Below are 24,359 nucleotides of genomic sequence, written 5' to 3'. Positions count from 1 at the left end.
GCCCGACGAGCAGCTTCATTCTTGTCGCGCGGGCCGTTTGGCGGCGGCGGAGATCATGGCGTCCCAGCTGCTCCACGGGATGGCGCGGCCGGGATAGGCGACCTTCGCGAAGGGCCAGTCCTTCCCGATCCACTGCACGACCCACTTGTACAGTTCGGCGTCGAATCCGGCGTCATATTCCGCCTTGGTCACCCACAGCCTGACCACGGCGTCATATCCGGGGACCGGGCTGGGGTAGACATAGACGCAGCCACGCTCGCGGCGGCCATCGGGCGTCAGCACGGCGTAGGCGAAGGATTCCCGCTTCCGAAACCGCGCCTCCTCGGTCTCCATGTCGCGCATCGCGTCGGCGGAGGAGATGCCCGGATGCGGCCAGTCGGCGCTGCGCGTGAAATTTTTCTGCAAATGCTCGATCGACGACATGTAGGCGTCGAAATCCACTTTGACCAAGGCCGGCCCGAGCGGGACCAGCTTGAAAGCGGTGGTCTTGACCAGCAGTGGAGCGTGAAACCCAGCCGGGATGAAGGAGGCGGCCGGTTGAGGCTGCGGCGGTGGTGCGGAGGTTTCCGACACCGTCCCGGTCTTAGCGGCCACGGCGAATGCGGCGGAGGCCCCCATCATCGCGATTGCCATGGCCGCGGCGTTTCGAATCTTCATGCGTCCTCCTTGGGACAGAGCGACATGTCCATGCCGGCCTGCTTCCGACACCCCCGACATATCACCCCGCTTTGCGGCGGCGCGTCAATCCAGGTTCGGCCGCAAATAGCGTTCCGCTGTATCGAGATCGATGCCGCGGCGTTGTGCATAATCCTCCAGCTGGTCGCGCCCGACCCGCGCCACGCCGAAATATTCGGCCTGCGCATGGCCGAAATAGAAGCCGCTGACCGCTGCCGTCGGCAGCATCGCGAAGCTTTCCGTCAGCGTCACGCCAGTCGCATGATGCGCATCCAGCATGTCGAACAGGATGGGCTTGAGGCTATGTTCCGGGCAAGCGGGATAGCCGGGTGCGGGGCGGATACCGCGATATTGTTCCTTGATCAGCGCTTCGTTGGTTAGCTGCTCGCCCTCCGCATAGCCCCATAACGCGGTGCGGACATAATGGTGGAGGCGTTCGGCAAAGGCTTCGGCGAGGCGGTCTGCCAGCGCCTTGAGCAATATGTCGGAATAGTCGTCGATCGCATTCTTGAACCGCGCCAGATGCGGTTCGATGCCGTGGATCGACACGGCGAAGCCGCCCATCCAGTCGCCATTGGGGCTGATGAAGTCGGCAAGGCACATATTGGCCCGCCCTTCCCGCTTGGCGATCTGCTGGCGCAGCATGGGCAGGCGATAATGTTTCTCGTCCTCGACATGGACCACGATGTCGTCGCCTTCGCGGCGGCAGGGCCATAGGCCAGCGACGCCGCGCGCAGTCAGCCATCTGTCCTCGACGATCCGTTCCAGCATCTCCTGCGCGTCGGCGAACAGGCTGCGCGCGCTTTCGCCCACCACCTTGTCGTCGAGGATGGCGGGATAGTTGCCCGCCAGTTCCCAGGCGCGAAAGAACGGCGTCCAGTCGATGTAATTGACCAGATCCTTGAGATCCCAGTCCTTGAAGACGTGGACGCCCGGCAGGCGCGGGCGCGGAGCCTTCAGGCTTTCGTCCATTTCGAAGCCGTTGGCGCGGGCGTCCTCGATCGGCAGGAGCTGGCTCTGCCCCTTGCCTTCGCGCGCGGTGCGGACATGGGCATAATCATCCTTCGTCTTCTGCACGAAGTCGGTCTTCTGCGTGTCGGAAACGAGCGCGGTCGCCACGCCGACGGCACGGCTGGCGTCCAGCACATGGACGACCGGACCGGCGAAGGCGGGATCGATACGCAGCGCGGTGTGCACCTTCGATGTCGTCGCGCCGCCGATCAGCAAAGGCATCGTCATGTTCGCCCGCTGCATTTCCGCCGCCACCGTCACCATCTCGTCAAGGCTGGGGGTGATGAGTCCCGACAGGCCGATCATGTCGGCGTCATTCTCGTTCGCGGCCTTGATGATGTCCTGCCAGGGCACCATCACGCCCATGTCGATCACCTCGAAGCCGTTGCACTGGAGCACGACGCCGACGATATTCTTGCCGATGTCGTGGACGTCGCCCTTGACCGTGGCCATGACGATCTTGCCCTTGCCCTTCGCGCCCGGTTCCTTCGCAGCTTCGATGAAGGGCAGAAGATGCGCCACCGCCTTCTTCATGACGCGGGCCGACTTTACCACCTGCGGCAGGAACATCTTGCCCGCGCCGAACAGGTCGCCCACCACATTCATGCCGTCCATCAGCGGGCCTTCGATCACCTCGATGGGCCGGGCAGCGGTCAGGCGCGCTTCTTCCGTATCCTCGACCACATACATGTCGATGCCCTTGACCAGCGCATGTTCGAGGCGCTTGGCGACCGGCCAGCCGCGCCATTCCTGCGCGGCTTTTTCCGATGCCGCGTCCTTGCCCTTATAGCTTTCGGCGAGCGCCACCAGACGGTCGCCGGCTTCGGGGTCGCTGTTCAGCAGCACATCCTCGCACGCCTTGCGCAGCGCGGGGTCGATGGCGTCATAGACGTCGAGCTGGCCGGCGTTGACGATCGCCATGTCGAGGCCCGCCGGGATCGCGTGATAGAGGAACACGCTGTGCATCGCCCGGCGCACCGGTTCGTTGCCGCGGAAGGAGAAGGAGAAGTTGGAAAGGCCGCCGGAGATATGGACGTGGGGGCAGCGCGCCTTGATTTCCCGGCAGGCCTCGATGAAGTCGACGCCGTAATTATTATGCTCCTCGATCCCGGTCGCCACGGCGAAGATATTGGGATCGAAAATAATGTCCTCGGGCGGGAAGCCGATGGTCATCAACAGCTTGTAGGCGCGTTCGCAAATCTCGACCTTGCGCGCCTGCGTGTCGGCCTGCCCCGTCTCATCGAAGGCCATGACGACCACGGCGGCGCCATAGGCCATGCATTTGCGGGCATGTTCCAGGAAGAGCGCCTCCCCTTCCTTCATGCTGATCGAATTGACGACCGGCTTGCCGCTGACGCACTTCAGGCCGGCTTCGATCACTTCCCATTTGGAGCTGTCGATCATGACGGGAACGCGGCTGATGTCCGGTTCCGACGTCATGAGCTTCAAGAAGGTCGTCATCGCCTCGACCGCGTCGAGCAGCCCTTCGTCCATGTTAACATCGACGATCTGCGCGCCATTTTCAACCTGCTCGCGCGCGATGTCGATGGCGGCGGCATAGTCCCCCGCCATGATCAGCTTCTTGAACTTGGCGGAGCCGGTGACGTTGGTACGCTCGCCGATGTTGACGAAGGTGGCGGTGGATTGAGTGGTCATAGTCTTAGCTCGTCACCCCAGCGATGGCTGGGGTCTCCCCGTGTTGAAGCGCGCCCCTGGAAGCACGAGATCCCAGCCTTCGCCGGGATGACGGTTTACTTTAGGCCGCGATGTGCATCGGTTCGAGCCCCGCGAGCCTTGTCACCACCGGCAGCTCCGGCACGACCCGCGGCTTTTCGCCCGCCAGCGCCCGCGCCACCGCGCCGATATGGGCCGGTGTCGTGCCGCAACAGCCGCCGACCATGTTGACCAGCCCTTCGTCCACCCAGTCGCGGATCAGCCTCGCGGTGGTTTCGGGCAGCTCGTCATATTGGCCAAGCTCGTTGGGAAGGCCGGCATTGGGATAAGCGAGAATCAGCGCGTCGGCATTTTTCGACAGTTCGGCAAGGTAGGGCCGCAGCAGGTCCGCGCCGAACGCGCAGTTCACCCCGATGGTGAGCGGCTTCAGGTGCCGCAGCGAATACCAGAAGGCGTTGATCGTATGGCCCGATAGGTTGCGCCCGGACATGTCGGTGATGGTGAAGCTGAGCATCAGCGGCACGGGACGTCCGGCGGCCGCCTCGGCCTCCCGCGCGGCCATGCCCGCCGCCTTGGCATTGAGCGTGTCGAAGCAGGTTTCGACCAGCAGGAAATCCACCCCGCCCGCGATCAGTGCGTCGCATTGTTCGCGATAGTCGGCCTTGAGCGTGTCATAATCCACTTCGCGATAGGCGGGGTCGTTGACGTCGGGCGAGATGCTGAGCGTCTTGTTCGTCGGCCCGATCGATCCGGCAACGAAGCGTGGGCGGCCGTCCTTGGCCGTCGCCTTTTGGCAGGCCGACCGGGCAAGGGTCGCGGCGGCGACATTGATGTCCCACACCAGATGCTCCGCTCCATAGTCGGCCATGGCAATCTTGGTCGAACTGAAGGTGTTCGTCTCCACCATGTCCGCGCCCGCCTCCAGATAGGCGGCATGAATGCCCTCCACGATGTCCGGGCGGGTGAGGCACAGAAGGTCGTTGTTGCCCTTCTGATCCTTGGGCAGGTCAAGGTCGCCGCGATAGTCGGCTTCGGTCAGGCCATGCTTCTGGATCGACGTGCCGTATCCGCCGTCGAAAATCAGGATCTTGTCCGCTGCCAGGGCGCGAAGTTCAGCTTCGGCGCTCATGCCGTCTTCTCCAGTTGGGCAGCCACCTTCGCCCGCAGGCCAAGCAGATGGCAGATCGCATAGCTCATTTCCGCGCGGTTGAGCGTGTAGAAATGGAAGTCGCGCACGCCGCCCTCGTGAAGCTTGCGGCACAGCTCCGCCGCGATGGTGCTCGACACCAGTTGCCGTGCGGCGGGCAGGTCGTCGAGACCGTCGAACAGCCGGGCCATCCATTCAGGGACATCGGTGTTGCACATGGCCGACATGCGCCGCACCGCCGCGAAATTGCTGACCGGCATGATGCCAGGCACGATATCGGCATCGATCCCAGCGCCCCTCACCTTGTCCATGAAGCGGAAATAGGTGGCGGGTTCGAAAAAGAATTGCGTGATCGCGCGGGTGGCGCCGGCATCAAGCTTGCGCTTCAGATTGTCGAGATCGCTTTGCGCGCTGGCGGCTTCGGGATGCACTTCGGGATAGGCCGACACGCTGATTTCGAAATCATGGCGCTTCTTCAGGCCCTCGACCAGTTCGGCCGCGCCCCGGTAGCCGTCAGGATGCGGATCGAACCGTCCGCCGGCCTCCGGCGGATCGCCGCGAAGGGCAACGATGTGGCGTACGCCCGCTTCCCAATAGGCGTCGGCTATCTCGTCAATCTCCGCCTTGCTCGCCGCCACGCAGGTCAGGTGGGCGGCGGCGGCCAGCGGCGTTTCCCGCGCGATGCGGGCGACGGTGTTGTGGGTCCGCTCCCGCGTCGATCCGCCCGCGCCATAGGTGACGGACACGAATTGCGGCCCAAGCGGCGTCAGCGTCTCGATCGCCGACCAAAGCTGTGCTTCCATCTTCTCCGTCTTGGGCGGGAAGAATTCGAAGCTCACCCGGGCGTCGCCGCCAAGGTCCGCAAAGTGCGGCGCGGCGGGTTCGATGTTCGTCATGCGGAAATCCGTCCTTCGATGGGCAGGACCTGCGCGCCCGTGCGACGGCCCAGCCAGAGTTGCACCGTCAATTCCTGGCCGGGCAGCGTTTCCACCCATTCCAGCGCTAGGCCCACTTCGGCGAACCAGCCAGCGATCTGATCGTCGGAAAAGCCGAGCCGCGCATGCTGGTCGCGCGTGCGCAGCTCTTCCCGCTCGTGCGCGGCAAAGTCGGCGATCAGCACACGGCCGCCCTTTGCCATCACCCGCGCCGCCTCCGCAATGACCGCCTGGGGCGCTTGCGCATAGTGCAACACCTGATGCAGCACCACCGTATCGATGCTGCCTGCTTCGAGTGGCAGATCGAGGAAATCGCCAAGCAGCAGCGCATATTTGCCCCCGGCATCCTGCGGCAGCTTGGCGCGGGCAAGGCGGAGCATATCGGGGCTGCGATCCAACGCCGTCACCTCATCCGCCTGGGCGCCGAACAGTTCGATCATGCGCCCGGTGCCAGTGCCGATGTCGAGCATCCTGCCGATGGGCTCGCGGGCGAGCAGCGCGATCATCGCGGCTTCGACATCGGCTTCCGCGACGTGAAGGGAGCGGATCGCATCCCACTGTTCGGCATGTTCGGCGAAGTAGCTTTCCGCCGCGCGGGCGCGATCGGCACGGACGGCGGCCAGCCGCGCCAGGTCCGCCGCCTGCCACAGCGCTTCGGCAGCGGAGGGCTCAAGCCGGTCGAACAGGGTGAGGAAGGGAGCGACGGGCGGCGTGCGCGACAGGCGCAGGAAAACCCAATTGCCTTCCTTGCGCCTTTCGACCAGCCCCGCTTCGGTCAGAATGCGAACATGACGCGACACGCGCGGCTGGCTTTGCCCCACGATCTGCGCGATCTCGCCCACGGCCAGTTCCATCGCCCGCAGCAGATGAACGATGCGGAGCCGCGTCGGATCACCAAGTGCCCGGAAAATATCGAGTGCCGCGTGCATGGACCGATCATATAAAGAAATCTTTATATGCGTCAATGGGAAGGTGCCGACGACTGGTTCGAGACGGTTTCCCGCCCCCTCTCCTCGGTGGTCCTATCAAAAACGGATTGCGTTGGATCGCCCAACTCATTACGAATCGGCGCGCAGGCGCAATGGGGGGTGAGCTTTTCTCCGAGAGTGGTCTGCAATTTGTTTTTCTCAGAGAGGGGTTTAGCCCATGACCAAGTCGATTGCTCTTTCGTTCGTTCTCGCTGCTTCGCTCGGCCTCGCTGCTTGCTCGGGCGGCCATGAAAACGCTGCTAACAATGCCGCGAACGCCGCTGAAAACGCTTCGAACGCTGCCGACAACGCCATGAACGCTGCGCTGAACGCCGCCGACAACGCCGCGAACGCCGCGTCGAACGCGACGAACAACGCCGCGAACGCGATGTAAGTCCCACCGGGATTTCGAGTTTATGAAGGGGTCGCACCGGCAACGGCGCGGCCCCTTTTCCTTTGGGGACAGACCGGAACGATGCGGATAGCACTGCCCATCGCCTTTCTGGCGATGCTGACCGGCTGCGGGTCGGGCGATCAGGATGGTGTCGGAGGCGTCAGCGCCGGCGACGCCAAGGCCCTGAATGAAGCCGCCGCCCGGCTGGACGCGGAACCTCGCGGATCGACGGATGCCGGCCTCAACCCCGCCGCCACCGGCGCGGCCCGGGCCGATCGCGAAAGACGACCACCAAACGACAGGCCGCGCTGAATCAAGGAAAAGGCCGCCCCCCTTGCGAGGAGCGGCCCTTCCATTGGTCCTGCAGGACGGGTTGTCAGCAGTTGCGATCGATGGCCCGGCCGGCCAGCGCGCCTACGCCCGCCCCGACGATCGCGCCAGTGGTGCCGTCGCCACGGCGGCCATAACGGTCGCGTCCGCCCCGGCCGATTTCGTTACCCAGCAGGCCACCGGCGATTGCGCCGATGATGGTGCCGCCCGTGCCATTGTCCCGGCAGCGATAGCCGCCGCGATAGCCACGATAGCCGCCCCGATAATAATCGCCGCGATAGCCACGATCATAACCGCGATAGTAGCCGCCGCGGTTGCCGCGATAGCCACGATCGTAACCGCCGCGATAATAGTCGCCCCGGTCATAGCCGCCACGATAATATTGGGCGCTGGCGGGGGCCGTGGTGACAGCGAAGGAAGCAGCGCCCATCGCCAGAGCGGCTCCCATATTCACAAGAAACTTCATGTTCATGGCGTTGCTCCTCCAATAGCCATCCTCTTGGGCGGCGTCCCTGGAAAGAACGGGATTGCCCATCGATTGATCCTCTAATAGGCGATTCGGTTTGAGCCGAGCCTGAATGGCGGTGACAGCCGCCGTTCAGACTGGCGCATCCCGTCACGGGGTTGCTGCGCCCTGGCGGATAATAGCTTATGTCGGGCCGCGATGCAGCGAATCCTGATCGTCCTGGCGCTGGCCGTGCTCCTGCTGCCTGCGCCCCCCGTCAACAAACCGGCCATCGTCCATGCTGGCACCCTGCTGGTCCGGGTCCGCCCCGTCGCGCTGGACAGCACAAATCCCGAACGGCGCACCGTGGGTGCGCTCACCTATCTGGGCGGATGGGCGCTGGAAAGCGACGCTGCGGGGTTCGGCGGCATATCCTCCCTGCTGGTCGACGGGGATGGACAAGTGCTGGGCCTGAGTGATTCGGGCATCCTCACCGGCTTTCACGTTGGCCCCGGCCCGGATCGACGACGCCCCTTCATCGCGCCGCTGCCTGTCCGCCCGCAGGACCGGCATCGCGCCTGGTGGATGTGGGATTCCGAATCGCTGACCCATGATCCGGCAAGCGACCGCTATTGGGTCGGTTTCGAGATGTTGCAGGCGATCTGCCGCTATGGCCCGGGGTTTGCGCGGGTGGAGGCGTGCCGCACTTGGCCGGACATCGTCGCCTGGCCCCCCACCGGGTCCATCGAATCCCTCGCGCGCCTGCCGGACGGGCGCTTCATCGCCATCGGCGAGATGGGCATGACATCCGACGGGCGGCATGACGTCCTGCTCTTCACAGGCGATCCCGCTGAACAGGACACGCCCGCCCCCATTCACCTTCGCTACGCTCCGCCGCAGGGCTATCGCCCGACCGACGCGGTCGCGCTGGATGCCCGGCATCTGCTGGTGCTGAACCGGCGGCTGACGTTGCAGGACCTGTTCACCGCGACCATCGCCGTGGTGGCGTTGCCGGAGCGGATGGAAAGCGGATCATTGCTGAAAGCGCGCACGCTCGCACGGTTGGCGCCTCCCCTGCTGGCCGACAATTTCGAAGGGATCGCCGTCACGCGGGAAAAGGGGCGACCGGTGATCTGGGTCGTGTCGGACGATAATCACGAATTTTTCCAGCGCACGTTGCTGCTGAAATTCGGGTTGGCGAAGCTGCCATGACATGCGCCATGCCCGGCCGTGAGCCGAGAGGGCGAGAAAGGCCAGTCTGACGCAAAAAAGCGGCCCGGTAAGGGGCCGCTCTCATGCCGGAACGAATCGCGGAAGATCAGGCCGCGACGGCGGCCTTCTTTTTCAGGATGTCGCGCTTCAGGCGGCGCGCCTTGAGCGACAGCTTGTCATCGCTAGTCTTGACCAGCCAGTTGTCCAGGCCGCCATTATGTTCGACCGAACGCAGCCCGTGGGTCGACACACGCAGCTTGACCGTGGTTTCCAGAGCCTCGGAAATCAGCGAGACATTCTGGAGGTTCGGCAGGAACACACGCTTGGTCTTGTTGTTGGCGTGGGACACATTGTGACCCACCTGGCGGCCCTTGCCGGTCAGCTCGCAGATGCGCGACATAGTCAATCAACCTTTGAATTCGGGTTCGTTCGGAAAGCCGCGCCGATAACGGGATTCGACCGAGCCGTCAACCCGCAGCGGCCCTTGACACGCAACCCTTTCGCGCGCCCCGGCGTTTGATCTCCATTAACAAGGAGGAGGCGAAGATGAAAGCCATTGGCGGCGTGTTGATCGTGATTTTGCTGATCCTGGCCGGCGGGATCGCGACCGGCTTCATCGATTTGCAGCGTACGCAGGCCGGAAGCCTGCCCGAAGTGCAGGTGAAGGGCGGCGAACTGCCAAAATATGAGGCGAGCGTCGCCAAGGTCGAAGTGGGCACGCGCAACGAGACGGTTCAGGTGCCCACGGTGGACGTGAAGAAGCCCTGAGATTTGCGGCACCGGCGGACTGTTGTAAGGGCGGGGCATGGCTGTTCCGCCCTTTCCCCTGCCCGCCCCCATGCGCCGCGCGCTCGACCTTGCCTATGCGGCAGTGCTGGAAGGCGAAGTGCCGATCGGCGCGGTCGTGACGAAGGATGGCAAGATCCTTGGCGAGGGGCAGAACCGCAACCGCCGCGACAACGATCCCACCGCTCACGCCGAAATCGTCGCGATGCGCGAAGCGGCAACGGCGCTGGGCGATTTTCGCCTGACCGGATGCGACCTGTGGGTCACGCTGGAGCCGTGCCCGATGTGCGCGGGGGCGATTTCCCACGCGCGGATCGCCCGCCTCTATTATGCAGTGGCCGATCCCAAGGGCGGCGCGATCGAACAGGGACCGCGCCTCTTCACCCAGCCGCAATGCCTGCATCGGCCGGAGGTTTATGGCGGCCTGGCGGAAGCCGAAGCCTCAGCGCTGCTCCGCGATTTTTTCGCTGTCCGCCGCTAATAGCGTATCCGGTAGAGCTGGTAGGGCAGCGTCATGCCGGTCTTGAGCGTCACTGGTTTGAGCCAGTCCGGACGCTCGCCCCGCATCAGCCCCGCGTAGAAGCCATGCGGGCTGCGCGCCTGATAGATGGTGCCTTCGGGAAAGGCGGGGCAGATGAGCAGATAGGTCGCGTGATGCTTCGCCGCGATGGGCCGGAACCCGCTCGCCGGCCCGTCGAAAGCATGGTGAATGTCAAGGATCGCCGCGCCGTTGCGATGATAGGGACCGGCAATGGCGCTGTGATGCGTGGTGGCGATCAGGCGCGGGCCAAGATCGACCATGGTGAAGATTGTGGCGGGCGGCAGCTGGTCCAGCACTTCAAGGGCAGGCAGCGTCCGGCATCGCCCGTTCGCCTTGTTGATCGCGTCGGTCCGCGCTTTGGCGGAGGGTCGCCACGGTTTGGGCACGGTGCCCGTCGCCTGCTGCCAGAGTTTCAGCGCCTGCGGATAGAGCGGAGACGCGGCGGCGGCGGTGCCGATCAACGCCGCGCCGATGGCGGCGGCGACGCGAACCCGGCGCGTGCCGGTGAAGAGTGCTGCCACCAGCCGGTGCGCGGCCCAGGCGGCGGGCGGGATCGCGAGCAATTGCGCTGCAGGACCCGCGCGCAGTTGCCAAAAAAGCAGCGCGGTCGAGAAGATCATCATGAGACCAACCGTAGCCCAGGCCCAAAGCCGCTCTCCGTCACGCCGCGAATCCCACAAGGCCCAGAGCAGGCCCAGGAAACCCGCGACCGGCATCGCCATCAACGGCACGACCAGGCTTTGCGCCTGCGCGGTGATGGGCTTGGCCTCACGGATGTTGACCAGCCACAGCCGCTGCAGTTCGGGCGATATCTGATAGGGGCTGAGGCATTGCGGCCAGTTCAGGTAAAGGAAGGCGGCCACCGCGCCTCCGACGATCGTGCCGGCGGCCAACCGGACCGGCCAGCCGCGCAAGGGCGCCAGTGACAGCAGCACCATGCCCGCGCCCGCCGCGCCGAACACCGCCACCCATATGGGCGATAGCGCGTCACACAGCATAGCCCGGTTGGCATTGCTGGCGAAAAGCAGATAGAGGATGGATGTGGCGCCGGCCAGGCTGATGCCATAGGGCAGCATCCGCCGTTCCGCGCCCGGTCGAAACACCCAGCGCAGCGCGATCAGCGCACCGCCCGCCGCCAGATAGACGATCATTTCCATACCGATCGCGACGGACAGCGCGCTGCTGATCCCCGCCATGATGCCGCCGCGCACCCGCCGCTCGTCAATCACGCCGGCCAGCGTCGTCAGCGCCAGCGCCAGTTGCCAGCCATGATGATCGATCCGCATAGGCGCATACATGCTGAGCGCCATCTGCGTTGCGAACGGGGCGAGCACGGCAAGCAACCAGCCATTCGGCCCTGCCAGCCGCCGCCCGATGAAACCGAGGCTCAACATCAACAGCAGCAGCGGAAACAGCGGCGCGATGCCGCAAGCCAGGCGATCGGCCAGGCCCTGGTCCACGAAAGCCCGGAAGAACAGCATCAGACCCGCGATCGGCAGGTCGACCAGCCGATACTGGCGCAGGTCGAACCAGCCCTGCCCCGCCAGCCAGTCCTTCACCTGAAGATAGCGGATATTGTCGTCCGTATCGCCCAGCACCAGCCAGTGAATCGCGGGCCAGCGCACCGCCACATAGCCGACGGCGGTGGCGATCCAGATCAGCAGGGTCAGCCATTTCCAGTGACGTTGCGCCTGGTCCAACAGGATGACGGCCCATCGGAGGGCGCGGGTCCGCACGCTATGGCCGCTATGCAATGTCATGCCGCTCGATTAGACGCTCCGCACCAAAGCGCAACGGGGACCATCATGAAATATCTGTCACCTTTGTCGCCGCAGCATCGGGCGCTGTTCTGGCAAATCGTGCGCTATGGATTGACGGGACTGTTCGTCACCGCCTGCCAGGCGGCGATCTACTGGCTGCTCGCCGCGCCGGTCGGCCTGCATCCGCAACTCGCCAATTTCGTCGGCTACCTGGCGGCGGTCGCGATTGGCTATGTGTCCCACAGCCTCTTCACCTTCCGCGGTCATGGCGCACAGGCGGATCATGCCGCGCGCGGCATGCGCTTCGTGGTCGCCTCTCTCGTCAGCTACGGGCTGAACGCCCTGTGGGTCTATCTGTGCGTCAGCCATATGGGTTGGCCCGAATGGTCGCCCATTCCGGCGATGATCTTCGTGACCCCGGCGCTGATGTTCGTGCTGAACCGCCAGTGGGTGTTCCGCTGACAGGCCGCGAAGGGGGGCGGATCGCATGAGCGTCCGCCCGAAGCGACCGGGTGGGCCGCCCCTTCCCCTCTAATGCACGAAGCGGGCGACCACGTCGCGATAGGAACGGCTGACCTTCACCTGCGCGCCGCTTTCCAGCACCAGGAAACATTCGCCGTTGGTGTGGGGCTTCACTTGGCGGACCTGGCTCAGATTGACGATCGTGGAGCGATGAACGCGCTGGAAATTGCGGGGGTCCAGCCGCTTTTCCAGATCCTTCATCGTCTCGCGCAGGATCAGCGAATTGTCGGCGGTGTAGATGCACATATAGTCGCCGGCGGCGTCGATGCGCTCGATCGAATCCACGTCCACGCGGAATATCTGCCCGCGATCCTTGATATTGATGAGTTTTTCGAACCGGTTGGCGGCCGGCGTGTCGTCGTCCGCCGCAAAATCGCTCATCGCCTGAGGCGCGACCTCGGCCAGCACCTCGCGCAGCTTTTCCGCCTCCTGCACCTGCCGCCGCTCGCTTAGGCGTTGACGCACACGGTCGAGCGCGTCGGCCAGCCGGCCTTCCTCCACCGGCTTCATAAGATAATCGACGGCCTGCGCCTCGAACGCGCGGATCGCATAGTCGCCATAGGCGGTGACGAAGATGAAGAGCGGCGGCTCGACTTCCATCATGCCCTGGACGACCGAGAAGCCGTCGAAGCCAGGCATTTGGATGTCAAGGAACACAAGGTCGGGTTTGTGCGTCTTTATGGCGCGGATCGCTTCGCGGCCGTTGGTGCAGGTTTCGATGATTTCGACATCCTCATGCGCTTGGAGACGCAGCTGAAGGCCTTGAATAGCCAGGCTTTCGTCGTCGACGAGGATTGTTCTGATGGTCATGCGGCCACTTTCGATGTTTCATCCATGTTAAGCGGAAATTCGATGATGACCGAAAATCCGCCCGGCGTGGAACGCGTCTCGAAGCTCTGTCGTTCCCCGAAGGCCTGAATTAACCGGTCCCGGATGTTCGGCAGCCCAACGCCAGTTCCTTCGCTCATGGGGATGTGCGGCTTCATTCCGCCTTCGTTCAATCCCGGTCCGCTGTCCGATACGATGACCCGGACGTTTTCACCGGCAGGCTGCGCGCTGACCGAAATATCCGCCCCTTCCTCCTTGGGCGTGACCGCATATTTGATGGCATTTTCAACGAGTGGCTGGAGCAGCAAGGATGGCAGCCGGGCCTTCGCCACGGCCGGATCGATGCTGAAGCTGGTGCGCAGACGGTCCTCAAACCGCATCTTCTCTATCTCCAGATAGAGTTTCAATGTCTCGATCTCCTGCTCGATCGTCACCTGCGCGGTCGGTTCGTTGATGAGCGTGTAGCGAAGGAAGGACGACAGGCGCGAGAGCATCGCGTTCGCCCGGTCGGTCTGTTTCAGCAGCACCAGCGTCGAGATGCTGTTGAGCGTGTTGAACAGGAAATGCGGATTGAGCTGGTAACGCAGCATCGCGAGTTGGGCGTTCGCCGCCTGATTTTCCAGCCGCAGCAACTGATCCGCCTGCTCCTCCACCGTCAGGTAGAAGTTGATGGCATAATAGAGCGCGGACCATGCGCCGATCAGCGTCACCGACAGGTAAAAGGCACCCAGGAACAGTTGCAGTCCCGCCGTCTCACTCGCGCGGTTCTGCGTCGAAAAGACCCAGGCGTCGATGAAGGCCACAAGCCCCGCCGCCAGCACCACCGTCAGGATCGACACGCCCCAGGTGATGATGGGCCGTTGCTTGAGCAGGAAGCGAAAAGCGACCGCGATCAGCAGCGTCACCGAATAACCGGTGACCGTCGAGATCAGCACCGGGATCAGGCTGGAAAAAGGCTGGCCGTTGGCGACGGTGGACGAGCCGCGCAACAGGAAGGCGCCGGCCCATCCCAAGGACTGGAGGTTCCAGAAGGCGCGGTTCTTGTCAGCGAAGAAAGGCTGAGGCTGGATACGGGTCACGGACATTGCCACAGAGCCTAGCCCCGCGCGCGGCAGATGGAAACACTCCGTTCACGCCGTCCAGCGATCAGACGTCTAATGGCGCGTCGCGCGAGCGCGGGCATACTTATCCCTCGCTCGTTTCACCCTTGAAAAGGACGCACTGCCGCAGGAGCGATCAGGCCGCCTTGGCGGGTTCCCGCTCCGGCGCCATCGGCGTTACTTCGTCCGTGCACACCCAGACGAGATCGGTGAGGTCGAGCGCCCGCCCGTCATGCGCCTGGATCGTGACGCCCCGGATCGGCTTGCGGTCGCGCTTGTCGGCCAGCACCTGGCAGGAAGCGGGCGCGCAGCTCCATTTTTGGCCCCATTGGCGCAGCGCGATCATGGCGGGGGCCAGATCCTCCCCCTTTTCCGTCAGCCGATATTCGACCTTCCGCCGGTCGCACAGCATAGGCTGGCGCAGCATGATGCCATTCTCCACCAACCGGGCGAGCCGGTTGGCCAGGATGTTACGGGCGATGCCCAGCGTCGACTGGAACTCCTCGAAATGGCGGATGCCCGACAGCGCGCTGCGCAGGATGAGGAAGGACCATCGTTCCCCCATCGCTTCCAGCGCGGCGGGAAGCGCGCATTGTTCCAAGTCCTGGGCCAGATTATGTTTCATGACATTCTCATATAGCGCAAAGCCGTCTCCGTTGCAAAAAGAGCGGCGCTAAATGACCCATGATGGGATTTTTTTGTTGCGCAGCAAGGCCGTTCTCTCACAATCGGGCAACGATGCTGCGTCAATATGAACTTGTCGAACGGGTGAAGCGCTACGATCCGGATGCGGACGAGGCAATGATCAACCGCGCCTATGTCTTTTCCGTGCAGAAACATGGCAGTCAGAAGCGCGCCAGCGGCGACCCCTATTTCAGCCACCCGATCGAGGTGGCGGGCATCCTGACCGATTTCAACCTGGACGACCAGACGATCGTCACCGCGCTGCTCCACGACACGATCGAAGACACGCTGGTCACTTATGAGGAGATAGAGAGCGCCTTCGGGTCCGACGTCGCCCGCATGGTGGACGGCGTGACCAAGCTCAGCAAGATCGAGGCGATGAGCGAGAATGAGCGGGCGGCGGAAAATCTCCGCAAGTTCCTGCTCGCCATGTCGGATGACATCCGCGTGCTGCTGGTGAAGCTTGCCGACCGGCTGCACAATATGCGCACGCTGCACTTCATCAAGAATCCCGACAAGCGGCGCCGCATCGCGCGGGAGACGATGGACATCTACGCCCCGCTTGCCGAGCGGATCGGCATGTATGACTTCATGCGCGAGATGCAGTTGCTCGCTTTCCGGGAGATCGAGCCGGAAGCCTATGACAGCATAACCCGCCGGCTGGAGCAGTTGAAGGAAGGCGGCCACGACAAGGTCGACCGGATCGGCGCGGAACTGCAGCTGCTGCTGGCGGGCAAGGGCGTGTCGGTCAGCGTATCAGGCCGCGAGAAGCACCCCTATTCCATCTGGAAGAAGATGCAGGAACGGCACATCAGCTTCGAACAGCTGACCGATGTCATGGCGTTCCGCGTCATCACCGAGACGGTCGAGGATTGCTACCGCGCGCTCGGCATCATCCACCAGACCTTCAAGATGGTGCCCGGCCGGTTCAAGGATTATATCTCCACGCCCAAGCGCAACGGCTATCAGTCGCTGCACACCACCGTCATCCATCAGGACAATGCGCGGATCGAAGTGCAGATCCGCAGCCGCGCCATGCACAATGACGCGGAAATGGGCCTTGCCGCCCATTGGGCCTACAAGCAGAAGGGCGACGCGGCCGATCACCATGCCGCCTGGCTGCGCGACCTGGTCGAAATCCTGGAGCAGAGCCAGGATGCGGACGAGTTGCTCGAACATACCCGCATGGCGATGTATCAGGACCGCATCTTCGCTTTCTCCCCCAAGGGCGAGTTGCATCAGTTGCCCAAGGGATCGACGCCGGTCGACTTCGCCTATGCCGTGCACACGTCGCTGGGCAACCAGACCGTGGGCGCGAAGGTCAACGGCCGCGTCGTGCCGTTGCGCACGTCCCTGGAAAATGGCGATCAGGTCGAAATCCTGAAGTCCGAAGGACAGGAGCCGCAGCCCGGCTGGCTGACCTTTGCCATTACCGGCAAGGCGCGCGCCGCCATCCGCCGCTACATCCGGCAGAAGCAGCGGGGCGAGGAGATAAAGCTCGGCGAGAAACTCTATGAGGAGATCGTCGGCCGCTTTTCCCCCGACCTTGCCAAGGAACTGGGCGACAAGGCGCTGTCCGCGGCGCTCAAGCGATTGAAGCTGGAAGACCGCGCCGCGCTGATGGTCGCCATCGCCACGCATCGCGTGCTCGACAGCGAAGTGATGGAGGCGCTGATCCCCGGCTCCACCACGGCGGAAGGGATGGAGGAAGCGCACCCGCGCCAGCATGAGCCGGTCTCGATCCGCGGCCTCACCCCCGGCATCGCCTACAGCCTCAGCGATTGCTGCCACCCCGTGCCGGGCGACCGGATCGTGGGCGTACGCCGCACCGGCGAACCCATCGAAGTGCATACGATCGATTGCCGGTCGCTGGAGGTGGATCAGAACGACGACTGGGTCGACCTTGCCTGGGACAGCAAGTCCAAGGGCGGCACCGCGCGCCTTTCCGTCATCGTCAAGAACCAGCCCGGCGCCCTGGCTGCGGTCGCCAACGTCTTCGGCGCGACCAAGGCGAACATCCTGAACCTGCAACTGGTGAACCGCGAAGGTCCGTTTCACACCGACATCATCGACCTGGAGGTCGCGGATGCGCAGCATCTGAACCGCATCCTGTCGGCCTTGCGCGCCCTCGACATCGTGGTGCAGGCGGATCGGGTCTGATCCGGGCCGCCGTTACGCGGCGTTTCGCGGCAGAGCACCCCGCGTCGATCCATGTGCCCGTTTCGGCGTCCGCGATCCGGCTGACGCTGCCCTTGCCATGGTGCCTTTGCGCCCACGCGCCGACGGCGGCAAGGATGGGCAGGACGTCTTCACACATCCTTCTCCAACTGTTCGTTCTTCTACATCCAGGCGCCAAGTTGCCAGGGAACGAATTCGAAATCGCCCATGCCCAGCGCCTCAGACTTCGTCGGCGCGCCCGATGCGGTCGCCAGCAGCCGGTCGAAGATCATGCGCCCCGCGTCCGCTACGGAAAGGCCGCCGAGCACGGGCGAACAGTCGATGTCGATGTCGTCCGCCATCGACCGCGCGAGCGCCGCGTTGGACGCCAGTTTGAGGCACGGCGTCGGCTGCGCGCCGAACGCCGACCCGCGCCCGGTGGTGAAGGCCAGCAGATTGGCGCCGGACGCGATCTGCCCGGTCGCGGAGCAGGGATCGTAGCCCGGCGAATCCATGAAGTTGAGGCCGTTGACCCGTCTTTGCTCACCATAGAGCAGGACGTCCGCCAGCGGCGCGGACCCGGCCTTGGCGATCGCGCCCAGCGACTTTTCGAAGATTGTCGTGAGTCCGCCGGCCTTGTTGCCGGGCGACGGGTTGTTGTCGAGGTTGGCGCTGTTGCGCGCGGCATATTCCTCCCACCAGGCGATCCGCGCCTGCAAAGCGCGCGCCACGGCGGGGTTTGTTGCCCTGGCGATCAAGAGGTGTTCCGCACCGTAGATTTCCGGCGTTTCCGACAGGAACGCGGTGCCGCCCGCCGCGACCAGCAGGTCGGTCGCCGCACCCAGCGCTGGATTGGCGGTGACCCCGGACCAGCCATCCGAACCGCCGCACTGCAGCCCCAGCACGAGGTCCGACGCCGGTCGCGTCGTGCGCCGATCTGCGGCCGCTTCCTCAATCAGTTCGGTCACGATAGCGCTGCCCCGCTCGATCGCCTGCGCCGTGCCGCCCGCATCCTGAATCGTCAGCGTGCGCAGGCGCGGCCCGGCGGTCAGCCCGTGCCGTGCCATCATCTCGTCGATCTGCGCCACTTCGCACCCCAGTCCGATCAGCAGCACGCCGCCGAAATTGGGATTCCGCGCATAGCCCGCCAGCGTCCGTTCCAGCGTTTCGAAGCCGTCGCCCGATTTGGGCATGCCGCACCCGCTGCCGTGCGTGAACGGAGCGACCGCATCGATGCCAGCGGGCAGACGCCCCTCGAACTGGCGGGCGATGCGGCGCACGACCGTCGCCGAGCAGTTGACGCTGGCGATGATGCCAATCGCGTTGCGCGTGCCGACCGCGCCGCCGGCGCGCAGATAGCCATCGAAAGTGGCGGCCGACAGGTCAGCGGCGGCCGGTCGCGCGGCCGGCGCCGGCACGCCTTCACCCGTCTGATGGTCGCCTACCTCCAGATTGTGCGAATGGACATGCTCGCCCGGCGCGATGTCGCGCGTGGCGACGCCGATGACCTGCCCATATTTGCGCACGATCTCGCCCGCCGCGATCGGCCTCAGCGTCAACTTGTGCCCGCTCGGGATGGCATCGCGCGCCGCAATGCCCAGCACATCGTCGCCGGGCGCTGCATCGTCGATGAGGATCGCCACATCGTCCGCGTCCGTAATCCGTAACGCCCTTACCATTATTCTATATCTCCATAGCGCCCCGCCAGCGCGCGCAAGTGCGGCATCGGCAAATGGCAGTCGCTGCCGTCCACCCAGTCGACAAATGCCCCGATCCGCTTCGCCACCTTGGCGGGATGATGGGCGTGGATGTCCGACAGCCGATGTTCCAGATAGGGGTTGGCAAAGCGGTCGAGCGTCATCGCGACATAATCGCGCGCATGCTCCCCCCAACCCATGGCCGTGAAGCCCGGCACCACCTCATCGGCATACAGGCGCGCGAGCCGGTCGGCCGATGCTTCGTCCTGCATCATCGAAAGCACGGTAACGGCGCGGTCGCCCCCCGCCTGCGCCCACTCTTCCGCGAGCCAGCTATGGCCGAGGTTGAGGATGTGCAGCTTCAAACGCTCGCTGCGTTGGAGGTCGTTCACGACAGTCACTGAAGGGTGGACAAAGGGCATGACGAGCGCCGGCTGCCGTTCGATCGCCCATAAGGCGTAGGGTTCCGCGACAGCCCCCGCCGGTTCCAGCGGCGCGCTGACGATCCGGTCGACCAGCGTGTTGACCCACAGGCATGTCGCCTCCAGCCACGCGATGAAGTCCGTTTCCAGACCCTGCGCTATCGCAAGGCCCCGCACCGCCTTGCGCAATGTCGCACCATTGGCCGCGACCAGTTCGCAGGGCAGCAGGGTGACGCCCGGACGCCCCGCCATCCAGCGACGATGAAGCAGGTTCAGGAGGATGCCGCAGAAGCTTCGCGGCGGGCCATCGCCATTCCGCGCGCGGTCCGCGTCGCCGATATCATAGCCCGTGTCGCCGCTGTTCGACACGATATGGGTCGCCCGATCGACGAACAGATCGCAAAGCGCTGCCCAGTCGCCGCTGGCGGACAGGCCGCGCGTCACGCTGCAGACCTGGACCCGCCGCTCCACGGGCACGCCCTGCTCCAGTCCGCGCACGATCACCGGGAAGCCGGCCGAATCGTTGAACGCCTGAAGCCGGCCTGCCCGGCTGGCATCGCCGCTAACCTGAACGATCGCGATGTCCGGCACATCCTGCCCGGCCTGCGCCGCCTCCCACGCGAAGAGGTCGACATGCGCCTGAAGGAAACGGCTGGTTCCAAATTGCAGGATCATGGCTGCCCCGCTTGCAGCGCGTAAGCGCGCGCAGCATTGCCGCCGAAAATGGCGGCTTCGGCATCGGGGCAGTGACGCGCGACATAATCAGCGATCAGATCGTGCACGGCACGGTAGGGAGTCGCGAGCAGACAGACCGGCCAGTCCGATCCCCAGATCAGCCGATCCGGCCCGAACGCGGCGAAGACATGATCCAGATAGCGCTCCACATCCTTGGGTCGCCAATGCCGATGATCAGCTTCCGTCACCAGCCCCGAGACCTTGCACCAGACGTCCGGCCGGCGCGCGACAGCCGCCAGATCGTCAGCCCAGGGCTGCCAGCCGCCGCGGGCGATGTCGGGTTTTGCCGCGTGATCCAGCACGAACCGACCCGGACCAACCCTGTCGAGGAAAGCAGGCACGGTCGCAAGCTGCGCGTGATTGACGAGCAGATCGTAGCACAGGCCATGGCGGACCACGGCGCTGACGCCATGGACGAACGCGTCGGCAAGCAGGAAATCCGGATCCGCCTCGTCCTGCACCACATGCCGGTAGCCGACGATCAGCGGGTTCGTCCGCGCAGCGAGCAGTGTGTCAATGTCCGACGCGCGCAGGTCGATCCAGCCCACCACCCCGACGGTCCGCGCGAACCGTCTGGCGGCGTCGAGCAGGAAATCGGTTTCCTCCGCGCATTGCCGTGCCTGCACGGCAATGACAGCTTCGACGCCAGCTTCGTCCAGACAGAAGGCGAGATCGGCCGTCGAGAAATCGCGGGCGATGGCGGACGCGGGATCGATCCAGCCGAATGCGGCGGGATCGTAGCGCCAGAGATGATGATGAGCGTCTATTCGCATATGCGATCCCTAACTTGCATATATGAGAATGATCGTCTAGGCCCACCGGGAGAGACATCGCCGAGGCAAGGAGCAGGTCATGAAAGCGATCGTCTGTCGCGAACCCTTCAGCATCGAAATGGAAGAGCGGCCCGAACCTGCGGTGCAGGCCGGCCAGATACTCGTCCGCATCCGTCGCGTGGGATTGTGCGGCACCGACTATCATATCTTCGCAGGCCGCCACCCCTTCCTCGCCTATCCGCGCGTGATGGGGCATGAACTGGGAGGCGAAGTCGTGGAGGCCGGTCAGGGCTCCGCCTTCCGTCCCGGCCAGACGGTGGCGATCAACCCCTATCTTTCCTGCGGCCATTGCGTCGCGTGCCGTCGGGGCAAGCCTAACGCCTGTATGAACATCAGCGTGCTGGGCGTCCATGCGGACGGCGGCATGACCGAATTGATTGCTGTACCCGAACGCGCGGTGATCGACGCCACGGGCCTCAGCATCGACCAGGCGGCGATGCTCGAATTCCTGGCGATCGGGGCCCATGCGGTGGCGCGGTCACGGGTTGGCGGGGACGACCGGACGCTGGTTGTGGGCGCGGGTCCGATCGGCGTCGCGGCGGGCCTGTTCGCCCGGCTGAACGGTGCGTCCGTCACGCTGGTCGACACCCGACCTTCGCGCCTGGCCTATGCCCGGGACCGGCTGGGTTTCACCGACATCGTCGAAGCCGGGCCGGACCTTGCGAGCGACCTCGCCGCCCGCACCGACGGAGAGATGTTCGACATGGTGTTCGATGCCACGGGTTCGCTGCAGGCGATGGCCCAGAGCCTTAACCATGTCGCGCATGGCGGCGCGCTGGTGCTGGTCGGCGTCGCGCCCGGCGATCTTGTTTTCCCAGATCCCGAATTCCACAAGCGCGAGACGACCCTGATCGCCAGCCGCAATGCGCTCTCTTCCGATTTCGATCGGGTCAAGCAGGCTATGCTGGACGGCAGCATCCCGACCGACGCCCTCCATACCCACAGTCTGTCGGCCGAGGAAATGCCGACCCGCATTCCAGAGCTGATCGCGCAAGCGGACCATGTGTTGAAGGCGATCGCACGCTTTTAGGTCGACATGAGCAGAGGCGGCGTCGATAGGCTCCTTCGCCAAAACATGCTATAGCGTTCAGGAAGGCCGCCCTGGACCGGCCGCTTCGTGCGCGCCGGAGGATTTGCCATTTCAATGAAGACCATCGGCCTTGTGGAACTGGCCAAGATCGCGGGCGTCCACGTTTCAACCGTGTCACGGGCGCTGGACGACAATCCCCGGGTCTCGGCAAAGACGAAGGCCCGCATCAGGGCCCTTGCGGAAGAACATGGTTTCAGGCTGAACCAGACCGCCAGTTTCTTCCGAAAGCGCCGCACCGGCGCTGTGGGCGTGGTTTTTCCGCTGGGTCACGAAGTGCAGCAAAGCCTCTCCGATCCCTTCTTCATGGGCTTGCTTGGCCCCCTAGCCGACGCGCTGGCTGAACAAGGTTATGACCTGCTTCTGTCCCGGGTCGTGCCTGGCGACGAAAGCTGGCTGGCGAACATGGCCCTGTCCGGCCGCGTCGATGGCATCATCCTGATCGGGCAATCGGACCAGACCGATGTCATAGAAGGCGTGGCGAAGCAGTTTGCGCCTCTGGTCGTCTGGGGCGCGAATCGCCCGGATCTGGTTCAGGTCACCGTCGGCACCGACAATCTGACGGGGGGAGAAATGGCGGCAAGGCACCTTATCGCCATCGGCCGGCGCAGGCTGGCCTTTCTTGGCGACCCGGCGGTTCCCGAATTCGCGGATCGCTATGCCGGATTTCACCGCGCCATCAATCAAGCCGCCGAAGTCGAAGAAATCCTGTTGCCGCTGCATCTGACCGACCAGGATGCCTATCAGGACATGGCGCGTTACCTCGAAACTCACACGTCGCCGGACGGCATATTCGCCGCGTCCGACGTGATCGCCATGAGCGCCATGCGGGCGGTCGCCGATCAGGGCTTGCGCGTGCCGCAGGACGTCTCGATCGTCGGCTATGACGACATCAGCATTTCCGCACACACGGTTCCGCCGCTCACCACCGTCCGTCAGGACATGCGCAATGGCGCGAGATTGCTGGTCGACCTTCTCATGCGACGCATGGCGGGAGAAACGGTTGCCTCCGTCGCGATGAAGCCGGAACTGATCCTGCGCGGTTCGGCGTAGATCAACTTGCGCTGACCGTCCCGGTCCTGCCTTCCTTCACGCGCAAGGTCGCCGCAGCCGCAATCAGCATCATGGCGCCCGACAGCAGGAGAACATTGCGCGGATCCCCGCCCAGCAAGGGCCGGTAGATGATCGGCATCACGAGCGTTTCGATCATCATGGGCACGACGATGAACATGTTGAAGATGCCCATATAGACGCCGGTTCTGGCAGGCGGAATGGCGCTTGCCAGCATGACATACGGGTTGCCCATCAGACTGGCCCAGCCGATCCCGATGCCGATCATCGCGGGAATAAGGCCGATCCTGCTGCTGACCAGGCAGAGCGACAACATGGCAAGCCCCGAAAGAAGCATCGCCCCGGCATGCACGGACCTGGCCCCCGCGCGCCGGACAATCGGCATCATCGCGAAGGCGGCGATGAAGGCGACGAAATTATAGAGCGCGCCCGCCTGCCCCGTCACCAGGACGGCCTGCCGGAAGGCAGCGCTGCCCGCGTCCGCCGTGGCGAACAGGGACCGGGCAAGCGCAAAGGCGATATATTGCCAATAGGCGAACATGGCGAACCACTGAAACAGCATTGCGACCGCCAGTTGCCGCATGGGACGCGGCATGTCGCGGAGTGCCGCCACAAAGTCGCGCAATGCGGAACCGGCCGTGAGCGCTACGCCGGCGATGCGTTCGCGTTCTTCAGCGTCGAGGGGCAGTTCGGGGACGCGCAGGACCGAATAGAGAATCGTGGTGATCGACAGGACGGCCCCGATGAGAAACGCGATACGGGTGATTTCGGGGATGCCGTTGGCGTCGATCAGGTCCGCGCTCACGCCCGCCTGGACGAGCAGCGTCGGAGAGAGATAGGCCAGGGTTTGCGCGAGGCCCGTAAAGGCGGATTGCATCAGGAAACCCGCGCCCTGCTGCGCCGGATCGAGACGGTCGCTCACATAGGCCCGATAAGGCTCCATGGCGACATTGTTGGCTGCATCGAGAATCCAGAGGAGCGATGCAGCGACCCACAGGGCCGGGCTGTAGGGCATGGCGAAAAGGCAGATGCTGCAAAGAGCCGCGCCGATCAGGAAATAGGGCGTACGCCTGCCCAAGCGGCTGTGCGTACGGTCGCTGAGGACGCCAACCAAAGGCTGCACGAGCAGGCCAGTGACGGGTCCGGCCAGCCAGAGCAACGGCATGGACGCCTCGTCAGCGCCCAGGAAGCTGTAGATAGGGCTCATATTCGCCTGCTGGAGGCCGAAGGAGAATTGCAGGCCGAAAAAGCCCAGATTCATTTCGGCGATCCTAATGGCGCTCAGACGTGGTTTGGGACGAAACAACACAGGCCCTACCTCTCCCAACAATAGCCGGAATCGCTG

The 24,359-nt window shown here is 64.3% G+C and carries 24 protein-coding genes; 9 read left to right on the top strand and 15 right to left on the bottom strand.

The window, feature by feature from the left end:
* Window positions 1–15: 15 nt before the first annotated feature.
* The 5 genes from AX724_RS15115 to AX724_RS15095 form a co-directional block, all read right to left on the bottom strand.
* Window positions 16–657 carry a twin-arginine translocation pathway signal protein gene (locus AX724_RS15115; protein ID WP_066767880.1) on the bottom strand — a complete coding sequence of 214 codons (642 nt, stop codon included), beginning with the start codon at window positions 655–657 and terminating at the stop codon, window positions 16–18.
* Between the two features lie 84 nt (window positions 658–741).
* Window positions 742–3,342: a methionine synthase gene (gene metH, locus AX724_RS15110; RefSeq protein ID WP_066767879.1), complete on the bottom strand. Its 2,601-nt coding sequence runs from the start codon at window positions 3,340–3,342 to the stop codon at window positions 742–744.
* Window positions 3,343–3,442: 100 nt separating this feature from the next.
* Window positions 3,443–4,489 (bottom strand): homocysteine S-methyltransferase family protein, encoded by a 1,047-nt coding sequence (locus tag AX724_RS15105; protein ID WP_066767878.1) that lies wholly within the window; start codon window positions 4,487–4,489, stop codon window positions 3,443–3,445.
* Entirely contained in the window at window positions 4,486–5,403 is a 918-nt protein-coding gene (gene metF / locus AX724_RS15100; RefSeq protein WP_066767877.1) for a methylenetetrahydrofolate reductase, read from the bottom strand. The genes AX724_RS15105 and metF overlap by 4 nt, the downstream gene beginning before the upstream one ends.
* A complete protein-coding gene (locus AX724_RS15095) occupies window positions 5,400–6,371 on the bottom strand; it encodes an ArsR/SmtB family transcription factor (RefSeq protein ID WP_066767876.1) in 972 nt (323 codons plus the stop codon). The genes metF and AX724_RS15095 overlap by 4 nt, the downstream gene beginning before the upstream one ends.
* 217 nt (window positions 6,372–6,588) lie before the next feature.
* Between AX724_RS15095 and AX724_RS15090 the strand changes: the two genes are divergently transcribed.
* Together AX724_RS15090 and AX724_RS15085 are read left to right on the top strand one after the other, a co-directional pair.
* A complete protein-coding gene (locus tag AX724_RS15090) occupies window positions 6,589–6,804 on the top strand; it encodes a circumsporozoite protein (RefSeq protein WP_066767874.1) in 216 nt (71 codons plus the stop codon).
* A gap of 81 nt (window positions 6,805–6,885) precedes the next feature.
* Entirely contained in the window at window positions 6,886–7,116 is a 231-nt protein-coding gene (locus AX724_RS15085) for a hypothetical protein (RefSeq protein WP_066767872.1), read from the top strand.
* A 64-nt stretch (window positions 7,117–7,180) separates the two neighbouring features.
* Here the strand turns inward: AX724_RS15085 and AX724_RS15080 are convergent, their stop codons facing one another.
* Window positions 7,181–7,606, bottom strand: a complete 426-nt coding sequence (locus AX724_RS15080; RefSeq protein WP_066767904.1) for a glycine zipper 2TM domain-containing protein — start codon at window positions 7,604–7,606, stop codon at window positions 7,181–7,183.
* 192 nt (window positions 7,607–7,798) lie between these two features.
* On the opposite strand from AX724_RS15080, the gene AX724_RS15075 reads away from it, so the two are divergent.
* Entirely contained in the window at window positions 7,799–8,791 is a 993-nt protein-coding gene (locus AX724_RS15075; protein ID WP_066767870.1) for an esterase-like activity of phytase family protein, read from the top strand.
* A gap of 106 nt (window positions 8,792–8,897) precedes the next feature.
* Here the strand turns inward: AX724_RS15075 and rpmB are convergent, their stop codons facing one another.
* Window positions 8,898–9,191 (bottom strand): 50S ribosomal protein L28, encoded by a 294-nt coding sequence (gene rpmB / locus AX724_RS15070; protein ID WP_066767868.1) that lies wholly within the window; start codon window positions 9,189–9,191, stop codon window positions 8,898–8,900.
* 146 nt (window positions 9,192–9,337) lie between these two features.
* Between rpmB and AX724_RS15065 the strand changes: the two genes are divergently transcribed.
* Window positions 9,338–9,559: a hypothetical protein gene (locus AX724_RS15065; RefSeq protein ID WP_066767866.1), complete on the top strand. Its 222-nt coding sequence runs from the start codon at window positions 9,338–9,340 to the stop codon at window positions 9,557–9,559.
* 37 nt (window positions 9,560–9,596) lie between these two features.
* Entirely contained in the window at window positions 9,597–10,058 is a 462-nt protein-coding gene (locus AX724_RS15060) for a nucleoside deaminase (RefSeq protein WP_066767864.1), read from the top strand.
* On the opposite strand, the gene AX724_RS15055 is transcribed toward AX724_RS15060, so the two are convergent.
* Window positions 10,055–11,878, bottom strand: coding sequence for a hypothetical protein (locus AX724_RS15055; protein WP_066767862.1), 1,824 nt, complete (start codon window positions 11,876–11,878; stop codon window positions 10,055–10,057). The genes AX724_RS15060 and AX724_RS15055 overlap by 4 nt on opposite strands.
* 45 nt (window positions 11,879–11,923) lie before the next feature.
* On the opposite strand from AX724_RS15055, the gene AX724_RS15050 reads away from it, so the two are divergent.
* On the top strand, window positions 11,924–12,340 hold the full coding sequence (locus AX724_RS15050; protein ID WP_066767860.1) for a GtrA family protein: 417 nt from the start codon (window positions 11,924–11,926) through the stop codon (window positions 12,338–12,340).
* A gap of 69 nt (window positions 12,341–12,409) precedes the next feature.
* On the opposite strand, the gene AX724_RS15045 is transcribed toward AX724_RS15050, so the two are convergent.
* From AX724_RS15045 to AX724_RS15035, 3 genes are all read right to left on the bottom strand, one after another.
* A complete protein-coding gene (locus AX724_RS15045; protein WP_066767858.1) occupies window positions 12,410–13,210 on the bottom strand; it encodes a LytR/AlgR family response regulator transcription factor in 801 nt (266 codons plus the stop codon).
* Entirely contained in the window at window positions 13,207–14,313 is a 1,107-nt protein-coding gene (locus AX724_RS15040) for a sensor histidine kinase (RefSeq protein WP_066767856.1), read from the bottom strand. Before AX724_RS15040 ends, AX724_RS15045 begins: the two co-directional genes overlap by 4 nt.
* A 151-nt stretch (window positions 14,314–14,464) precedes the next feature.
* Window positions 14,465–14,953 (bottom strand): winged helix-turn-helix transcriptional regulator, encoded by a 489-nt coding sequence (locus AX724_RS15035; protein ID WP_066767854.1) that lies wholly within the window; start codon window positions 14,951–14,953, stop codon window positions 14,465–14,467.
* Between the two features lie 113 nt (window positions 14,954–15,066).
* On the opposite strand from AX724_RS15035, the gene AX724_RS15030 reads away from it, so the two are divergent.
* Complete coding sequence (locus tag AX724_RS15030) at window positions 15,067–17,172, top strand: RelA/SpoT family protein (RefSeq protein WP_066767852.1); 2,106 nt, start codon at window positions 15,067–15,069, stop codon at window positions 17,170–17,172.
* 179 nt (window positions 17,173–17,351) lie between these two features.
* On the opposite strand, the gene AX724_RS15025 is transcribed toward AX724_RS15030, so the two are convergent.
* The 3 genes from AX724_RS15025 to AX724_RS15015 are packed head-to-tail and all read right to left on the bottom strand — an operon-like array spanning window position 17,352 to window position 20,796.
* Window positions 17,352–18,848 (bottom strand): UxaA family hydrolase, encoded by a 1,497-nt coding sequence (locus AX724_RS15025; RefSeq protein WP_066767850.1) that lies wholly within the window; start codon window positions 18,846–18,848, stop codon window positions 17,352–17,354.
* A complete protein-coding gene (locus tag AX724_RS15020; RefSeq protein ID WP_066767848.1) occupies window positions 18,848–19,963 on the bottom strand; it encodes a D-mannonate oxidoreductase in 1,116 nt (371 codons plus the stop codon). The genes AX724_RS15025 and AX724_RS15020 overlap by 1 nt, the downstream gene beginning before the upstream one ends.
* Window positions 19,960–20,796 (bottom strand): amidohydrolase family protein, encoded by an 837-nt coding sequence (locus tag AX724_RS15015; protein ID WP_066767846.1) that lies wholly within the window; start codon window positions 20,794–20,796, stop codon window positions 19,960–19,962. The genes AX724_RS15020 and AX724_RS15015 overlap by 4 nt, the downstream gene beginning before the upstream one ends.
* Window positions 20,797–20,875: 79 nt before the next feature.
* Between AX724_RS15015 and AX724_RS15010 the strand changes: the two genes are divergently transcribed.
* Both AX724_RS15010 and AX724_RS15005 read left to right on the top strand, forming a co-directional pair.
* Window positions 20,876–21,886 (top strand): zinc-binding alcohol dehydrogenase family protein, encoded by a 1,011-nt coding sequence (locus AX724_RS15010; RefSeq protein WP_066767844.1) that lies wholly within the window; start codon window positions 20,876–20,878, stop codon window positions 21,884–21,886.
* Between the two features lie 114 nt (window positions 21,887–22,000).
* Window positions 22,001–22,996 carry a LacI family DNA-binding transcriptional regulator gene (locus tag AX724_RS15005; protein WP_066767842.1) on the top strand — a complete coding sequence of 332 codons (996 nt, stop codon included), beginning with the start codon at window positions 22,001–22,003 and terminating at the stop codon, window positions 22,994–22,996.
* A 1-nt stretch (window position 22,997) separates the two neighbouring features.
* On the opposite strand, the gene AX724_RS15000 is transcribed toward AX724_RS15005, so the two are convergent.
* Window positions 22,998–24,275, bottom strand: coding sequence for an MFS transporter (locus tag AX724_RS15000; RefSeq protein WP_066767840.1), 1,278 nt, complete (start codon window positions 24,273–24,275; stop codon window positions 22,998–23,000).
* Window positions 24,276–24,359: the final 84 nt, after the last annotated feature.

The organism is Sphingobium sp. CCH11-B1 (assembly GCF_001556865.1).
Lineage (GTDB): Bacteria > Pseudomonadota > Alphaproteobacteria > Sphingomonadales > Sphingomonadaceae > Sphingobium.
The sequence above is the reverse complement of the archived record's forward strand: the minus strand, read 5'-3'. Positions and strand labels throughout refer to the sequence as shown.

What these genes read in the sequence shown, in the direction of transcription:
- AX724_RS15115 (WP_066767880.1), bottom strand. Translation starts at nt 657, where the DNA reads ATGAAGATTCGAAACGCCGCGGCCATGGCAATCGCGATGATGGGGGCC.
- metH (WP_066767879.1), bottom strand. Translation starts at nt 3,342, where the DNA reads ATGACCACTCAATCCACCGCCACCTTCGTCAACATCGGCGAGCGTACC.
- AX724_RS15105 (WP_066767878.1), bottom strand. Translation starts at nt 4,489, where the DNA reads ATGAGCGCCGAAGCTGAACTTCGCGCCCTGGCAGCGGACAAGATCCTG.
- metF (WP_066767877.1), bottom strand. Translation starts at nt 5,403, where the DNA reads ATGACGAACATCGAACCCGCCGCGCCGCACTTTGCGGACCTTGGCGGC.
- AX724_RS15095 (WP_066767876.1), bottom strand. Translation starts at nt 6,371, where the DNA reads ATGCACGCGGCACTCGATATTTTCCGGGCACTTGGTGATCCGACGCGG.
- AX724_RS15090 (WP_066767874.1), top strand. Translation starts at nt 6,589, where the DNA reads ATGACCAAGTCGATTGCTCTTTCGTTCGTTCTCGCTGCTTCGCTCGGC.
- AX724_RS15085 (WP_066767872.1), top strand. Translation starts at nt 6,886, where the DNA reads ATGCGGATAGCACTGCCCATCGCCTTTCTGGCGATGCTGACCGGCTGC.
- AX724_RS15080 (WP_066767904.1), bottom strand. Translation starts at nt 7,606, where the DNA reads ATGAACATGAAGTTTCTTGTGAATATGGGAGCCGCTCTGGCGATGGGC.
- AX724_RS15075 (WP_066767870.1), top strand. Translation starts at nt 7,799, where the DNA reads ATGCAGCGAATCCTGATCGTCCTGGCGCTGGCCGTGCTCCTGCTGCCT.
- rpmB (WP_066767868.1), bottom strand. Translation starts at nt 9,191, where the DNA reads ATGTCGCGCATCTGCGAGCTGACCGGCAAGGGCCGCCAGGTGGGTCAC.
- AX724_RS15065 (WP_066767866.1), top strand. Translation starts at nt 9,338, where the DNA reads ATGAAAGCCATTGGCGGCGTGTTGATCGTGATTTTGCTGATCCTGGCC.
- AX724_RS15060 (WP_066767864.1), top strand. Translation starts at nt 9,597, where the DNA reads ATGGCTGTTCCGCCCTTTCCCCTGCCCGCCCCCATGCGCCGCGCGCTC.
- AX724_RS15055 (WP_066767862.1), bottom strand. Translation starts at nt 11,878, where the DNA reads ATGACATTGCATAGCGGCCATAGCGTGCGGACCCGCGCCCTCCGATGG.
- AX724_RS15050 (WP_066767860.1), top strand. Translation starts at nt 11,924, where the DNA reads ATGAAATATCTGTCACCTTTGTCGCCGCAGCATCGGGCGCTGTTCTGG.
- AX724_RS15045 (WP_066767858.1), bottom strand. Translation starts at nt 13,210, where the DNA reads ATGACCATCAGAACAATCCTCGTCGACGACGAAAGCCTGGCTATTCAA.
- AX724_RS15040 (WP_066767856.1), bottom strand. Translation starts at nt 14,313, where the DNA reads ATGTCCGTGACCCGTATCCAGCCTCAGCCTTTCTTCGCTGACAAGAAC.
- AX724_RS15035 (WP_066767854.1), bottom strand. Translation starts at nt 14,953, where the DNA reads ATGAAACATAATCTGGCCCAGGACTTGGAACAATGCGCGCTTCCCGCC.
- AX724_RS15030 (WP_066767852.1), top strand. Translation starts at nt 15,067, where the DNA reads ATGCTGCGTCAATATGAACTTGTCGAACGGGTGAAGCGCTACGATCCG.
- AX724_RS15025 (WP_066767850.1), bottom strand. Translation starts at nt 18,848, where the DNA reads ATGGTAAGGGCGTTACGGATTACGGACGCGGACGATGTGGCGATCCTC.
- AX724_RS15020 (WP_066767848.1), bottom strand. Translation starts at nt 19,963, where the DNA reads ATGATCCTGCAATTTGGAACCAGCCGTTTCCTTCAGGCGCATGTCGAC.
- AX724_RS15015 (WP_066767846.1), bottom strand. Translation starts at nt 20,796, where the DNA reads ATGCGAATAGACGCTCATCATCATCTCTGGCGCTACGATCCCGCCGCA.
- AX724_RS15010 (WP_066767844.1), top strand. Translation starts at nt 20,876, where the DNA reads ATGAAAGCGATCGTCTGTCGCGAACCCTTCAGCATCGAAATGGAAGAG.
- AX724_RS15005 (WP_066767842.1), top strand. Translation starts at nt 22,001, where the DNA reads ATGAAGACCATCGGCCTTGTGGAACTGGCCAAGATCGCGGGCGTCCAC.
- AX724_RS15000 (WP_066767840.1), bottom strand. Translation starts at nt 24,275, where the DNA reads ATGAATCTGGGCTTTTTCGGCCTGCAATTCTCCTTCGGCCTCCAGCAG.